16 protein-coding genes are annotated in these 13,529 nt (G+C 68.1%); 8 read left to right on the forward strand and 8 right to left on the reverse strand.

Translation table 11 applies throughout. The features are described from left to right. Window positions 1-315 precede the first annotated feature (315 nt). On the forward strand, window positions 316-936 hold the full coding sequence (locus tag H074_RS34140; RefSeq protein WP_005154159.1) for an L-threonylcarbamoyladenylate synthase: 621 nt from the start codon (window positions 316-318) through the stop codon (window positions 934-936). A gap of 74 nt (window positions 937-1,010) precedes the next feature. Here H074_RS34140 and H074_RS34145 read toward each other — a convergent pair whose 3' ends face one another. The 3 genes from H074_RS34145 to H074_RS34155 form a co-directional block, all read right to left on the reverse strand. After that, window positions 1,011-1,712, reverse strand: a complete 702-nt coding sequence (locus tag H074_RS34145) for a winged helix-turn-helix transcriptional regulator (RefSeq protein ID WP_007034662.1) — start codon at window positions 1,710-1,712, stop codon at window positions 1,011-1,013. A gap of 48 nt (window positions 1,713-1,760) precedes the next feature. Next, a complete protein-coding gene (locus tag H074_RS34150) occupies window positions 1,761-2,585 on the reverse strand; it encodes an AfsR/SARP family transcriptional regulator (protein ID WP_007034663.1) in 825 nt (274 codons plus the stop codon). A 167-nt stretch (window positions 2,586-2,752) separates the two neighbouring features. Next, window positions 2,753-3,358: a response regulator transcription factor gene (locus H074_RS34155; protein WP_037347757.1), complete on the reverse strand. Its 606-nt coding sequence runs from the start codon at window positions 3,356-3,358 to the stop codon at window positions 2,753-2,755. A gap of 438 nt (window positions 3,359-3,796) precedes the next feature. Between H074_RS34155 and H074_RS34160 the strand changes: the two genes are divergently transcribed. After that, window positions 3,797-4,792 carry a DUF1702 family protein gene (locus H074_RS34160; RefSeq protein ID WP_007034665.1) on the forward strand — a complete coding sequence of 332 codons (996 nt, stop codon included), beginning with the start codon at window positions 3,797-3,799 and terminating at the stop codon, window positions 4,790-4,792. Window positions 4,793-4,870: 78 nt separating this feature from the next. On the opposite strand, the gene H074_RS34165 is transcribed toward H074_RS34160, so the two are convergent. After that, a complete protein-coding gene (locus tag H074_RS34165; RefSeq protein ID WP_007034666.1) occupies window positions 4,871-5,569 on the reverse strand; it encodes a helix-turn-helix domain-containing protein in 699 nt (232 codons plus the stop codon). 455 nt (window positions 5,570-6,024) lie between these two features. Here H074_RS34165 and H074_RS34170 point away from each other — a divergent pair, with 455 nt between their 5' ends. After that, complete coding sequence (locus H074_RS34170) at window positions 6,025-6,630, forward strand: response regulator transcription factor (protein ID WP_039924162.1); 606 nt, start codon at window positions 6,025-6,027, stop codon at window positions 6,628-6,630. A gap of 12 nt (window positions 6,631-6,642) precedes the next feature. On the opposite strand, the gene H074_RS34175 is transcribed toward H074_RS34170, so the two are convergent. Beyond that, the gene (locus tag H074_RS34175) at window positions 6,643-7,740 is read right to left on the reverse strand and encodes a carboxylate-amine ligase (protein WP_007034668.1); all 1,098 of its coding nucleotides are present in this window, start codon (window positions 7,738-7,740) and stop codon (window positions 6,643-6,645) included. Between the two features lie 134 nt (window positions 7,741-7,874). Here H074_RS34175 and pip point away from each other — a divergent pair, with 134 nt between their 5' ends. Further along, window positions 7,875-8,810 (forward strand): prolyl aminopeptidase, encoded by a 936-nt coding sequence (pip, locus tag H074_RS34180; RefSeq protein ID WP_007034669.1) that lies wholly within the window; start codon window positions 7,875-7,877, stop codon window positions 8,808-8,810. Window positions 8,811-8,830: 20 nt separating this feature from the next. On the opposite strand, the gene H074_RS34185 is transcribed toward pip, so the two are convergent. Then, window positions 8,831-9,445 carry a tyrosine-protein phosphatase gene (locus H074_RS34185; protein ID WP_007034670.1) on the reverse strand — a complete coding sequence of 205 codons (615 nt, stop codon included), beginning with the start codon at window positions 9,443-9,445 and terminating at the stop codon, window positions 8,831-8,833. Window positions 9,446-9,671: 226 nt separating this feature from the next. Further along, window positions 9,672-10,490 (reverse strand): DUF4097 family beta strand repeat-containing protein, encoded by an 819-nt coding sequence (locus tag H074_RS34190; protein ID WP_007034671.1) that lies wholly within the window; start codon window positions 10,488-10,490, stop codon window positions 9,672-9,674. Between the two features lie 175 nt (window positions 10,491-10,665). On the opposite strand from H074_RS34190, the gene H074_RS34195 reads away from it, so the two are divergent. Together H074_RS34195 and H074_RS34200 are read left to right on the forward strand one after the other, a co-directional pair. Then, a complete protein-coding gene (locus tag H074_RS34195; RefSeq protein ID WP_007034672.1) occupies window positions 10,666-10,884 on the forward strand; it encodes a hypothetical protein in 219 nt (72 codons plus the stop codon). Window positions 10,885-10,908: 24 nt separating this feature from the next. Further along, complete coding sequence (locus H074_RS34200) at window positions 10,909-11,226, forward strand: hypothetical protein (RefSeq protein WP_007034673.1); 318 nt, start codon at window positions 10,909-10,911, stop codon at window positions 11,224-11,226. Window positions 11,227-11,233: 7 nt separating this feature from the next. On the opposite strand, the gene ligD (H074_RS34205) is transcribed toward H074_RS34200, so the two are convergent. Then, window positions 11,234-12,190 (reverse strand): non-homologous end-joining DNA ligase, encoded by a 957-nt coding sequence (ligD, locus tag H074_RS34205; RefSeq protein ID WP_007034674.1) that lies wholly within the window; start codon window positions 12,188-12,190, stop codon window positions 11,234-11,236. 46 nt (window positions 12,191-12,236) lie between these two features. On the opposite strand from ligD (H074_RS34205), the gene ligD (H074_RS34210) reads away from it, so the two are divergent. Further along, window positions 12,237-13,154 (forward strand): non-homologous end-joining DNA ligase, encoded by a 918-nt coding sequence (gene ligD, locus H074_RS34210; protein WP_007034675.1) that lies wholly within the window; start codon window positions 12,237-12,239, stop codon window positions 13,152-13,154. A 60-nt stretch (window positions 13,155-13,214) separates the two neighbouring features. Then, window positions 13,215-13,487, forward strand: coding sequence for a hypothetical protein (locus H074_RS34215; RefSeq protein WP_007034676.1), 273 nt, complete (start codon window positions 13,215-13,217; stop codon window positions 13,485-13,487). The last annotated feature ends 42 nt before the right edge of the window (window positions 13,488-13,529 follow it).

Here is a 13,529-nt window from a genome sequence, read left to right on the forward strand (position 1 = left end):
TTGTCGTGCTGCCCCCTTGCGACGGCCGAGGCCGCCGCACGACCTGCATCGTGGTGTGATTCGGATCCTAACCCATCTTCGTTACCCCGGTTGCCTCTTCCGAGTAAGGGAAGACGATGATCAAGGAGACGATTTCCCCGCCGGGGACAGGGAAACGCCGGAGGTCACCCGCGCGGGTGTGGGGCGTTCGGACCACGCGGGCGATCGCGGAACACGCCACGATGGGAGACGTGTATCGGACCGGGGTTCCATTGTGTACGCCACGCCGGGCGGGCTCTCGCGGCGGGCGGGCGGCGGTGGCCTTAAGCTCGGCGCATGGCCAGGTATTTCGACGTACATCCGGAAAATCCGCAACGGCGCGCGATCGGACAGGTCGTCGACATCCTGCGCGAAGACGGGCTCATCGCGTACCCGACGGACTCCTGTTTCGCCCTCGGCTGCCAGCTGGGGAACAAACAGGGCATCGACCGCATCCGGAGCATCCGCAAACTGGACGACCGCCACCATTTCACCCTGGTGTGCCAGGACTTCGCCCAGCTGGGCCAGTTCGTGCACGTGGACAACGCGGTCTTCCGGGCGGTCAAGGCGTCCACGCCGGGCAGTTACACGTTCATCCTCCCGGCCACCAAGGAGGTTCCGCGCCGTCTGCTGCACGCCAAGAAGAAGACCGTCGGTGTGCGAATCCCGGATCACGTGGTCACCCAGGCGCTGCTGGGCGAACTCGGCGAACCGCTGCTGTCGAGCACGCTGCTGCTGCCCGACCAAGAGGAGCCGATGACCCAGGGCTGGGACATCAAGGAACATCTGGAGCACGTGGTGGACGCGGTGATCGACTCCGGAGACTGCGGGGTCGAACCCACCACGGTCATCGACTTCTCGTCGGGCGAGCCGGAGATCGTGCGCCGGGGCGCCGGCGACACCTCGCGCTTCGAGTGACGCGATTCGGCGCCTGCTCGCGGTCGTTGCGTGTGCATGGACCGCAAGCAGGTGCCGAATGGCGGAGGCCGTCTTCAGTGCGTGACGAGCCCTTCGGCCTTCGACGGGGCCGAGGGGATGTGGAACAGCCGGGTGAACAGCTCCAGCTTCGCCGGCTCGCCCTTGATGGCCACCGCGCCGCAGGTGAGCGCGCTCGTGGCGTCCATCTCGCCGTTGAGCAGCTTGAGCACGACCGGGCCGCGCGGCTCGATGACGAGGTCCGCGTCCGGATGCGGGCCCTCCCCGGCCGTCATCGCGCCGCCCTCGACCACGGCGTGGACGATCATCTGGTCGCCCATCCGGTCGACGCCGTAGTGGAGTTCGAACGAGCAGTCGACGCCGCGGGCCGCGTCCGGCTGGAACGTCGTGTACAGCGACAGGATGGCCGCGTCGAGGGTGAACAGGTCGTCGGCCGCCGGGTCGGTGAGCGAACGGGCGCCCCACAGGCCCAGCTGCAGCAGGATCTGGTCGAGGTCGTTGCCGTACTCGGTCAGCTCGTAGACCACTCCGGCGTCGAGCTGCGAAAGGACCCGGCGCTGGACGACGCCGTGCCGTTCGAGTTCGTTCAGCCGGGTCGACAGGATGCTCGTCGGGATCTTCGGCAGGCCGTGCTGGAGCTCGTCGAAGCGCTTCGGTCCGAGCACCAGGTCGCGGATCACGAGCAGGGACCAGCGTTCCCCGATGATCTCGAGCGCGCGGGCGAGGCCGCAGAACTGGCCGTAGGTGCGAGCGGTCATGCTTGACTCCTCAGTTTCCTTGATCTGGTGGTGGCGGGTGAGGCTCGTTCAGCGGATCGGGTGTCCCTCGGAAAGCAGTTCGCGGTGCAGCTCTCGCAGTTCGGCGCAGGGTTTCACCCCCAGTTCGTCCTCGAGCCTGGTTCGCAGCCGCTCGTAGGACGCCAGGGCGTCGCTGCGCCGTCCGCTGAGCCCCAGCGCGCGGATCAGGTGGATGTGCAGGGTCTCGTCGAACGGGTTCGCGGTGGTCAGCGACCGCAGCACGCCGAGCATCTCCCGGTGCCGGCCGGCGCGGATCTCGGCGTCGATCCACAGGTCACGGGCGTTGCGCCGATGCTCCAGCAGGTAGACGGTGTAGGCGGCCAGGGTCGGTCCACAGTGGATGTTCGCCAGCGGGGGACCGGACCACAGGTCCAGCGCGGTACGGAAGGCGTGCGCGGCCGCCGCGTTGTCGCCTTCGTCCAGCAGGTCCCGGCCGAGCCGGTGGAGCCGGTGGAACTCCGACACGTCGACCACGCCCGCGTCGATCTCGAGCCGGTAACCGGGAGAGCTGGTGACCAGCAGGCCACCGTTGCCGTCGGGATCGAGGTGACGGCGGAGGTGGTGGACGTAGGTGTGCAGGGTCCGGCGCACACTGCGCGGGGGCGCGTCGTTCCACAGCTCGTGGACCAGGGAGTCGACGTGGACCGTCTTGCCGGGACGGATGAGCAGCATCGCCAGCAGTTGCAGGAGTTTCGGTGTGCTCGGTGCGCGATCGGCGTCGCCGATGTGCAGTTCGAGTGGGCCGAGGAGTCGCGCGCGCACCCCGTCCGGCACCCTGGTCGAGGTGACCGGTGCGGTGGCCGTGTCACCCGGTTCGATGATCATCGCGTGCATCCCCTGCCCCTTCGGCGGACTCCCCCTCGATGACGGTGACAGAGGCGGAACCTTCGGAACAGTGCCGGAAGCACCCGGTGGGTCATGATTTCTTCGTTGCCCCGTATGCGATCGTCACGACCTGGAGCGGTGAACCGGTTGTGACAAAAGAGAAGACGCGGACCGGATCAGAGCCAGTCCGAATCGGTGGCGATGCGGATGGCGTCCACCCGGTTGCGGGCGTTGAGTTTCGTGACCACCGTGGCGAGATAGTTCCGCACGGTTCCCGGTGAAAGGAAAAGTTCCGCCGCGATGTCGGCGACCGTGCGCCCGTTCGCGGCGAGGCGGAGGATCTCGGCTTCCCGTGGTGTCAGCGGGCAGTCTTCCGTTTCCCAGGCGGACAACGCGAGTTCGCTGTCGATGACGCGGCGGCCGATGGCGACCGAGCGGACGGCGTTGGCGAGTTTGTCGGCGGGCGCGTCCTTGAGCAGGAAGCCGTTGACCTTCGCGTCGAGCGCGCGGCGCACGGTGCCCGGGCGGCCGAGCGACGTGAGGATCAGGGTGCGGACGCTCGGAAGTTGCTGGCAGAGTTCGGAAGCGGCCGCGAGCCCGTCCTTGGCGGGCAGGTCGATGTCGATGATCGCGACGTCCGGGAGGTACTCCGCGGCCATCGGAAGGATCTTGTCGCCCGAACAGACCTCCGCGACGACCTCGATGTCCTGTTCGAGGTTCAGCAGAGCGACCAAGGCGCCGCGGACCATGTGCATATCCTCGGCCAATAGGACTCGGATCACTCCGACCTCCTCTTCCCCAGAAACACGCTAACTCTCAGTGTACATAGCAAACCCGGAAGAGTGAATCTGAATCGCACGATTCAAGGTTGTGCTTTTTTCGGCGGCCTGATCGACATGATCAATGTCCGGGTGAGCTGCGACGATGACGCGGCTTCGACTGTAGTGAAACTGCAAGCGATCGATTACTCGCTGTCAGGTCAGAAGACGGTAAAAAGGCCGCCTTCAGTGGTTTTCATTTCCCGTTGAGTACGTTCCATTCCGGTGAATTCGTCCGGCGAACGGGTGAACTCGCCCTTTTCCCGGGGCAGGGATGGGCCTGTTCGGCGGTACCGGCGCCGACCTCGATCGGCTGTCGAGCGGGCGGCGATCACGCCGTGGTCTCCTCGGCACGAGCCGGTTCGCGCGCGAAGCCGCCACTATCCATAAAGGACGTATGTGATGAGCTCATTGCTGGGTGCCCTGCGCAAGGTCATGTTCGCGCCTTCGCTGGCTTCGGTCGGCTTCGAGGGGCGCGGCTTCGGAGTGCCGCCGACGCCGGCGACCGCCCGCCTGGAGTCGATCCCGCAGTCGGTGGTGTGCGGCTTCGAGTGGGGGATCGACGCCCCGGCGCTGTGGGAGGCCGAACGGCGGCTGGACATGGTCGAGCCGGAGATGCGCGGGTTCGCCTACGAGGGCGCGGCGATGGCGTTCACCATCCTCGACGTCATGCCCGGCGGCCGGAAGGACCGCACGGCCGAACTGATGAGCGGCCCGGGTCTCCCGCACGTGTTCCTGACCTACATCGGCATCGGGTTCGCGATGGCCCGGCTGCCCCGGCCGCTGTGGAAGAAGGTGCTGCCGGAACTGGACGGCGTCCCGTTCCACCCGACGATGAGCTGGCTGGCGGTCGACGGCTATGCCTTCGACCGCGCCTACTTCGACACGCGCAAGTGGGTCGGTGAGCAGTTCGTCCCCAAGCCGTACCCCTGGGCGGGCGCCCCCGCGTACTTCCCGCGCGCGTGCGATCAGGGCATCGGGCGGGCGCTGTGGTTCATCAACGGCGGCGACCCGGTCAAGGTCGCGGCGGCGGTGAACCGCTTCCCCGCCGGACGCCGTCCGGACCTGTGGAGCGGGGTCGGGCTGGCCTCGACCTTCGCGGGCGGCTGCGATCGGCCGGGGCTGGTGAGGCTGCGCGAGGCGGCGGGGGAGCACCAGGACGAACTCGGGCTCGGCGTCGTGTTCGCGGTGAAGGCGAGGACGTTCTCGTCGTTCGTCCCGCCGCACACCCGCCGCGCCGCACGGGCGCTCGCCGGGCTGAGCATCGAGGAGGCCGTCGACCTGGCCGACTCGACCGAAGTCACCGAGGACGCCGAGGACGGAACACCCGCCTACGAACTGTGGCGGCAGAACATCCGTGACGGTTTGGCCCCTTCGGCGGGCCGCCTGTCCGCCTGAGGGCCCGTGGACGTCATGAAAGGGGCGTTCAAGACGGCTTTCGTCCTGAACGCCCCTTTCATTGCACCCGGGTGAGGGTCAGGCCGCGTGTTTGAACGGCTGCGGCCGATGCCGCAGATCGGGCAGCGCGAGCAGGACGGGTGGGTCGAACAGCCGCTGGGGGCGCATCCGCAGGTCCGCCAGCCGCGCGGTGACGCCCGGCTCGACGGTGATCGGCCCGTGGTGCCCGGTGTACCCGGTGCCGCGGCGCGTGAGCGGGCCGGTCACGCAGTGCGCGACGAGGTGCCAGTCGCCTTCCGGGACCTCGGTCAGCTGGTAAGGGCCGGGGGCGTCGATGACCGTGTAGCGCACGGGCGCGCCCTCGGGGATACGCGTCGGGAAGAGACCGACGAAGACGAGGCCGGGCGAGATCTCCGGCGGTGCCGACACGAATCCCCGGACGATCGCCCGCTTCGCGCCGGGGCGGGGTTCGCCGGCCAGGTGGCGCTGGAAACCGCCCTGCCGGCGGTACGCCGAGGGGGAGAGGCCGACGCGGCCGCTGAACCGCGTGCTGAACGTGCCGACGCTGTTGTAGCCCACGCGGCGGCTGATGTCGGCGACCGTGATCGAGGTGGTCAGCAGCAGGCGTTTGGCCTCGTCGAGCCGCAGCGCGGACAGGAACCGGCCGGGTGAGACGCCGGTGGCCTGCTGGAACACTCTGGTGAAATGGAATTTGCTGAACGTCGCGGCGCGGGCGATGTCGTCGATAGTGAGCTCTTCGCCCAGTTTCTCGTTCATGGCCCCAATGGCTCGCTCCACGGCTCGCCGGACAGTCTCATCCATTGTGCCGTCCTTTCGCTCGAGGAATTCTGGCATGCTTCGCGGTTTCCGACAGTAGTGTTCGCCGCCGCTTCTCCTGAAGTGCTTGATTCACCGCCGGATATGGATTCATGTGTGCGATGACGTGAAAATTTCACGGTAGGCCGACCATGCGAAAACCACGGCCTCCCGGTGGTGTGCACACTGGATCTCCGTGTCCGGTGGCCGCAGAATTCCTGGTAGCGCATTCACGCCGGAACCTCCCCGGCCGTGTTGGCGCGGTCCGAAGAACGTATTCCCGCGGCAACACAGAACCGGCCCTTGACCGCGTCCCCCTCGGCGGTCAAGGGTCGGTTTCCATTTCGTGGAACGTGTGTGTGAGGATAGTATCGTCGGCTCGTGGGCGAGACGCAGGCGAAAGGCAGATGGGGTCGATGATCAAGGTCCTGGTGGCCGAGGACATGCACATTGTCCGTGGGGCCCTGGTCGCGCTGCTCGGCTTGGAAGCCGACATCGAGGTCGTCGCCGAATGCGCCAGCGGCGACGAGATCCTCCCGCTCGCCCAGTCCGCGCGTCCCGACATCGCGCTCATCGACATCGACCTGCCCGGCAAGGACGGCCTCACCGCGGCCGCCGAACTGCATGAACAACTGCCCGGGGTGCGCACGCTGATCCTCACCTCGCTCGGCAGTCCCGGAACCCTGCGGCGGGCGTTGGCCGCGAAGGTCAACGGTTTCCTGCGCAAGGACGCGCCCGCCGACAGGCTCGCCAACGCGGTCCGCGGGGTCGCGGCCGGGCGGCGCGTCGTCGACGGCGACCTGGCGCTCGCCGCCTGGGACAGCGAAGAATGCCCGCTCACCACCCGCGAGATCGAGGTGCTCCGGCTGGCGTCGGTCGGCTCCGACCCAACCGAGATCGCCGCCGAACTGTTCCTGTCCGCCGGTACCGTGCGGAACTACCTGACGACGATCGTTTCGAAGCTCAGCGCCCGTAACCGGGTCGACGCGGTCCGGATCGCCCGGGAGTCCGGCTGGCTGTGACCCCGGTTTCGCCTACCGGGTCAGGACGTTCGTCGTCGCGTGGGCGAGATCCGCGGCGAACTCGCCAAGGGAACCCGCTTCCGCGAACAACCGGCGTTGCCGGGCCGCGCCGGTCCCGTGTTCGAACAGTGAGTCCAACCCCCGATCGACCTCTTCCGCGTCGCCCGCGGCCTCGAGCGCCGGCCGGATGAACTCGACGAGTTCGCCGAGCAGGTCGCGCTGATCGGTCTCCCTGCCGGTGAAGACGTCGATGCCCGGCCCGTCGAGACCCCGCCGCGCGGCGGCCGTCAAGGCGGCGCCGATCCGCGTGCCGCGGGCCCGTGGCGGGTTCTGCGTCCCGGCGCAGGTCGCGACCAGTCCACGCACCAGTGCCGCGAGCAGCACCGCGTCGTCGACGGCCAGGCAGACGTCGGCGATCCGCACCTCGACAGTGGGATACCGAGGGGAAAGGCGGGCGTAGAAGTACACGCCCGCCGCGTCGAGCGCGGCGCCGTGGCGCAAGGCCTCCCCGATGCTCCGGTCGTACGCGGCCGCGCCGGACCATTCGTCGGGTGGTTTCGCCGTCGGCCACCGGTCCCAGATCGGGAAGCGCCTGCTCGACCATCCGGAGTCGGCACCGTTCTCCACCGGGGAGTTGACACTGAGCGCCAGCAACGGGGCGAGCCACGGCCGCAGCCCGGCGAGGACCCGCGCTCCGAGATCCCGCGACGGCAGGCCGACGTGCACATGACAGGCGCACGTCCCCGCCTTGTCGATCAGATCCGGGAACGCCTGGGCCATCCGCCGGTACCGGGGCTCGGGCGTGAGCGTGTCTTCCCGCAGGTCGCCGGGTGGGATCCCCGCCGCCACCATCAGGCAACCGTCGGCCTCCGCCGCCGTCGCGACGGTCTGCCGCAGTCGCGCCAGTTCCGAGCGCACCTCGTCCAGGCCGAGGCAGACGCCGGTCGCGGTCTCGATCTGGAACCGCATCAGCTCACCGGCGACGTCCGGTCCGGGGCCGAGGCTTTCGAGAAGATTTGGGGCGCGCAACGCGACCGAGCCGTCCATCGGGTCGAGCAGGACGAACTCTTCCTCCACACCAAGAGTGAGGTTCCCGCCGTCAACCGCCATGGTTCTCCCATCCGTGGATTTTCGCCGGTATCAATGAATCTCCCCCTTCGGCCACGGCGAGGAAAGGGCCGGTGTGCTGAACTTCGTTGCGGCGAAAGTGTTTCGTGGCCTCACTGACGGTCTAGCCTGGGTTCATGATCGATCTGTATCCACCTGTCGAACCGTACGACCAGGGGCTGCTCGATGTAGGTGACGGCAACGTCCTCTACTGGGAGACTTGCGGGAACCCGGCCGGGAAGCCGGCGGTCGTGCTGCACGGCGGCCCCGGACAAGGCTGTACGCCGGGCATGCGGCGGATGTTCGACCCGGCCCGCTACCGCGCGGTGCTCTTCGATCAGCGCGGCTGTGGCCGCAGCACCCCGCACGCGAGCGATCCGGCGACCGACATGCGGCACAACACGACGGATCATCTCGTCACCGACATGGAACGAGTGCGGGAACACCTGGGTATCGACCGCTGGCTCGTCACCGGAGGTTCGTGGGGTACGACGCTCGCGCTCGCCTACGCCGAACGGTTTCCGGAGCGGGTCACCGAGATCGTCGTCAGTTCCATCAGCACGACACGGCAGTCCGAGATCGACTGGTTGTATCGCGGCGTCGGCAGGTTCTTCCCCGAAGAATGGGCACGCTTCCGCGGTGACCTCACCGGTGACCTGGTCGCCGCCTACGCGCGGCTCATGGACGACCCCGACGCACGTGTGCGGACCGAGGCCGCCCGTTCTTGGTGTGTCTGGGAGGACACCGTGCTGTCACTGGAGCCCGGTGCGACCGTCCACAATGGTCCGATCGGCGAGTGGGAACTCGCTTTCGCGCGCATCGTCACGCACTACTACTCCCACGCGGGCTGGCTGGAACCCGGTGCGCTGATCCGCGACGCCGGTCTGTTGCGGGACATTCCCGGAGTGCTGATCCATGGACGCCGGGACCTGAGCTGCCCGGTGGACACGGCTTGGGAACTCGCCCGCGCCTGGCCCGGAGCGGAGTTGCTGATCGACGACGGCTCGGGGCATCGCTCGAGCGATGTGAAGCGGGCCTGGAAGCTGGAGGCGCTGGACAGGTTCGGGTCATGAGGGTCGGAGACTTCGTGGTCTCAGGAAAGCAGGCGATCCTTTACTTGCCTCAGCTGAGTAAGGCTCGCTCCACCCTTCATCAGGTAAGCGTGCACGCCTCCGTGACGGTTCTCCAGGTGACTCAGAGTTCGGAGGATCGTGTCGCCGCTACAGCCTTCCGTGAGCGCGTAATCCGCGGCGATCGAAGCGGGTGGAACGTCCGCGACGCTCAGCGCGAGCGCGACGAGCACTCCCGTCCGGTCTCGGCCCGCGCTGCAGTGCACCGCGAGCGGGCCGGGCGGTGCATCGGCCAGCTGTACGAAGACGCCGGTGATCTGACGTCGGTTGTCGTCGAGCATGGTTCGGTAGGCGTCCGGCATGGTCGTGCCTTGTTCCGCCAGTTCGGCGATCAAGGGCGCGTTGCGGTACGCGGGATCGTCCTCGAATGGGCTCGGTTCCCGAGCGGTCTCTCGCGCCCATCGGAGGTCCAGGATGCGACCGATCCCCGCGCCGCGGACCGCCGCGATCCCGTCGGCGGTCAACCGGTTGTGGCTGTCCGATCTGAGAAGCGCGCCGAAACGGATCCGCCGACCATCGGCCGAGGGCAGTCCGCCTACGTCGCGGCCGTTGAGGCAGCCGTCCCAAGCCAGCTTCATCAAACGACTCCAAGGTGAGTTGTCGTCAAGATCCGCGGTTCCCGAGCTTAGCGATCTCCCGCCGGGCATGACGTGAGCAACCGGGGTCTGTCTATGTCGTTCCACCATTGGCGCCGTTGACGGCCGAAGCTGCCGCGGAGGGTGCGATCGGCGGCAGTCAGTCGAATACAGAGGGAGAGGTGGTCGCAATTAGTCGACTAATTGCGACCACCCCGTAGTTTCGGATTCAGGCGGCACGGTGGATGACGATGTCGTCGAGCCGCGTGCGGGCGTAGACCTTGACGCCGCCCTCGCCGTTGTCCGTGGCGAAGGAGTTGCGCACGGATCCCTTCGTGCTCTTGGCATCCACCGACGCGGCGTCGCCCACGACGCCGACCTCGATGCCGCCGGACGCGTTCGTCAGTTCGGCCTCGCCGCGCGACAGCCGTCCGACGCGGATCGGGCAGTTGGCGGCCTGCGCGACGACGTCGCCGTCGGCGCGGTCGATGTCGAAACTGCCGCTCGAACCGGAAAGGTCGACGCCGGACCGGGCGTGCCCGATCCAGACCTTGCCGGTCGCGCCCGAGTACTTGACGGTGCCTTCGACATCACCGATCCGGACTCCGGCCGAGCCGCCTTCGAGGTCCACGGTTCCTGCGACGTGCCCGATCGCGATCTCGCCGGCCGCGAGATTGCCTCGCACCGCCGCGACGCGGTCGATCCGGACCTGCCCGGACGAAACCTCCAGCGCGCAGTCACCGAACTGCCCGTCGGCACTCACCTCCGACCAAGCCGTGTTCAAGACCAGCTGAGAACCGGTGGGCACCTCGACGGTGATCGCGACCGAGCCGTTCTTGCCGCCCGCCTTCTTCGTCTCGATCGACAGCGTTCCGCCGTCGAAGCCGACCTTGGTGCTCTCGGCGACCTTCACGTCCGACTTGCTCGCGGCGTCGATCGGCTCGACCAGCACCACCGTGTCGAGGCGTTCGCTCGCGGTGACGCGCACCCGGGCACCCGCGGTGGTCAGCGTGGCGGTGATCGGCTGCGGGGTGGGGAAAACAGACATCTCGAACTCCTTCGCGGTGGTGATCTCTCGGTGTTGAAAGCAACGATCACCGACCGGCCTGACACCGGACCGCCACGGCGCTGACACGCGAGGGACACGGTCTGGCCGGTACAGGCCACGACGGCCCCACCCTCGTGGACTGGCCGGACGATGTCCTGAAGGGAAGGGAGGCCCGATGTCCGTCGACATGGATATCGCCACGGTGAACCGGATCGGGGCGCAACTCATCGCGATCGGCGACGACATGGAACGCGAATGGGGCAAGTTCCGGCGGACCGTCGAAACCAAGCGGACCGGAATCGGCGTCGATCCACTCGGCACGGCCTTCCTGGGCGAATACCGGCCGGCGGAGAGCTCGGTGCTGAGTCATGCCGATCCGCTCCCGGAGCAGTAGCCGAACAACGCCCACGGGTTGTGGGTGGCCGTCAGAGCCGAGATCGAGACGGTCCGGGGGAGCCGCGAACCCGCGATGGCGTGGCTCTACACCGACGAGGACAAAGTCCAGGCGCTCGCGGTCGCCTGGCGTGTCGCCTCGCTGGCCTTCACGCCGGTCCGGGTCGAGCCGAACGACATTCGATACGCCTGGCGGGACAAGGCCGACCAGGCGTCCGTGCAACTGGGGATCGATCTCGCGCACGAGTACGGTCCGGGTGCACTGACCCCGGAGGCCGTCACCAAGGCGCTCCTCGATCGCCGCGACAGCTTCGAACAGGCAGGCGCCATCCGGCCGCTGTGAGCCGCTGTCATGGCAGTTCGACGTCTTCGGGCGTCTTGTCCGCCCGCAGCCCCCGCCAGGTCGTATGCCGCAGGCGGCCGTCCGGGGTCCAGTTCCGGTGCACGACCTCCCCGACGAGTTCGGGCTCCACCCAGTGCGCTCGCCGCGCCCGATCGCGCGGGACCTCCGAAGCGAAGGGCGGTTTCTTCCGCTCCAGCGGCGTGAGCCGGGCGTGCAGATCATCGAGGACCTTGTCGCTGAACCCGGTCCCGACGTCGCCGATGTACCGCAGGTCACCGGAGGCGTCGTGCGCGCCCAGCAGCAGCGCGCCGAGTGTCCCCGAGCGCCGTCCGTCACCGGGACGCCAGCCGCCGATCACGACTTCTTGGGTGTGCCACAGCGCCTGTTTGATCCATTGCCGGGTCCGCTTGCCGGGGTAGTACCGGCTGTCGAGTTTCTTCGCGATCAGCCCTTCGAGCCCGTGTTGCCGGACGACGTCGAGCAGCTGGCCGGGGGAGATGTCGTCGTCGGTGTAACCCGGAGGGATGGCGATGCGGCCGCCGGCGCTCAAGGAGGTCAGCAGCTCGCGCCGGGCCGCGTATGGCTCGTCGAGCAGGACATCGCCGTCGAGAAACAGCACGTCGAAGGCGAAGAAGTGCACCGGGCTGCGTTCCAGCAGCGACGCGTCCGGCGTGCGCAGGTGCCGGGTCTGCAGCAGCGGGAAGCTGGGGCGCCCCTGGTCGTCGAGGACGACGATCTCGCCGTCGAGGACGGCTTCGCGGCCGCCGAGCGCCTCAGCGGTCACATCCGGATACGTCGCCGTGATGTCGAGGCCACGGCGGCTGGTCAGACGCGTCTCGCCGCCCCGTGCGACACGCAGACAGCAACGGTAGCCGTCCCATTTGTATTCGTAACCCCACCCGCCGGTGGGCAGTTCGCCGTCGGTCGCCAGCATCGGGGCGATCGCGTCCGGCACGGTGCTCATGCCTCACGGTACCCCGGAAACCCCGCCGGTGATCTATCGTCGAAGGGTGCCTGAGGAGCGGATAACGGTCGAGGTCGAGGGACGGCGGCTGGGGCTGTCCAATCTGGACAAGGTGCTCTACCCCGCGCACGGTTTCACCAAACGTGAGGTCCTCGACTACTACCGCCGGATAGCCCCTGTCCTGCTCCCGCATCTGCGCGACCGCGCCGCCACGTTCCGCCGGTTCCCCGACGGCGTCGACGGCGAACCGTTCTACGAGAAGAACGTTTCCCGCCACGCGCCCGACTGGGTGCGCACGGCGCGGCTCACCAACCGCGGCCGCCGCGGCGGGGAGGAGACGCTCGACTATCCGGTGGTCGGCGACCTGCCGACGCTGATGTGGGCGGCCAATCTCGCCGCGCTGGAACTGCACGTTCCACAGTGGACGGTCGGCCCGCGCGGCGCGCGGAAATCACCCGATCTGCTGGTGTTCGACCTCGACCCGGGCCCGCCCGCGGACGTCGTCGACTGCTGCCGGGTGGCCGAGACGCTCAGCGACCTCCTCATCGGAGACGGTCTCACGGTGTACGCGAAGACCAGTGGCAACAAGGGAATGCAGCTGTACTGCCCGGTGCGCACGCGGTCCGACGAGCGCACCTCCGAGTACGCCAAGGCCGTCGCGGAGGAGCTCGCGCGCCGGTCGCCGGAAACCGTGGTCGCCCGGATGGCGAAGGCCATCCGCCCCGGTCGCGTGTTCATCGACTGGAGCCAGAACAACACCGCCAAGACCACGATCGCGCCGTACTCGCTGCGCGGCCGCGCCATCCCGACCGTCTCCACGCCGGTGACCTGGGAGGAGGTCGAAGCCTGCCGCAAGGCCGCCGACCTGCTGTTCACCGCCGAGCAGGTGCTCGAGCGCGTGGAGGAGATGGGCGACCTGTTCGGTGACATCGCCGAACATCGCGCACCCGTCCCCGCGCGGTGACCGGCGTGATGTTTGAACCGCGGCGCACGGGAAACTCCCAGGTCAGAGGAGTGAACCCGAATGACAGAAACCACCAGAGACCCCGAAGGCCTCTCATACCGGGCCCTGGCCATGTTGCGAGCCGTGGCACAGGGCAGGGCTGAGATCACCGTCAGCCTGGAACCAGACCTCTACGTCGACGGCCTGCCGTGCAGCGACCAGAGCACGGCACACCGCCTCGCTCACGCCGGGCTGATCCGGATGCCCGCCGGCGGGGTTCGCGGTAGCCGGGTACCCGCGCGATTGTCCGAAACAGGACAGGATCTGCTGGCACCCTTGGCGCCCGCCGCTTAGTGGAGAGCAACCCGGAAAGACCACTGTGGACGCCCGCCGTTC

The organism is Amycolatopsis decaplanina DSM 44594 (assembly GCF_000342005.1).
GTDB classification, from domain to species: domain Bacteria; phylum Actinomycetota; class Actinomycetes; order Mycobacteriales; family Pseudonocardiaceae; genus Amycolatopsis; species Amycolatopsis decaplanina.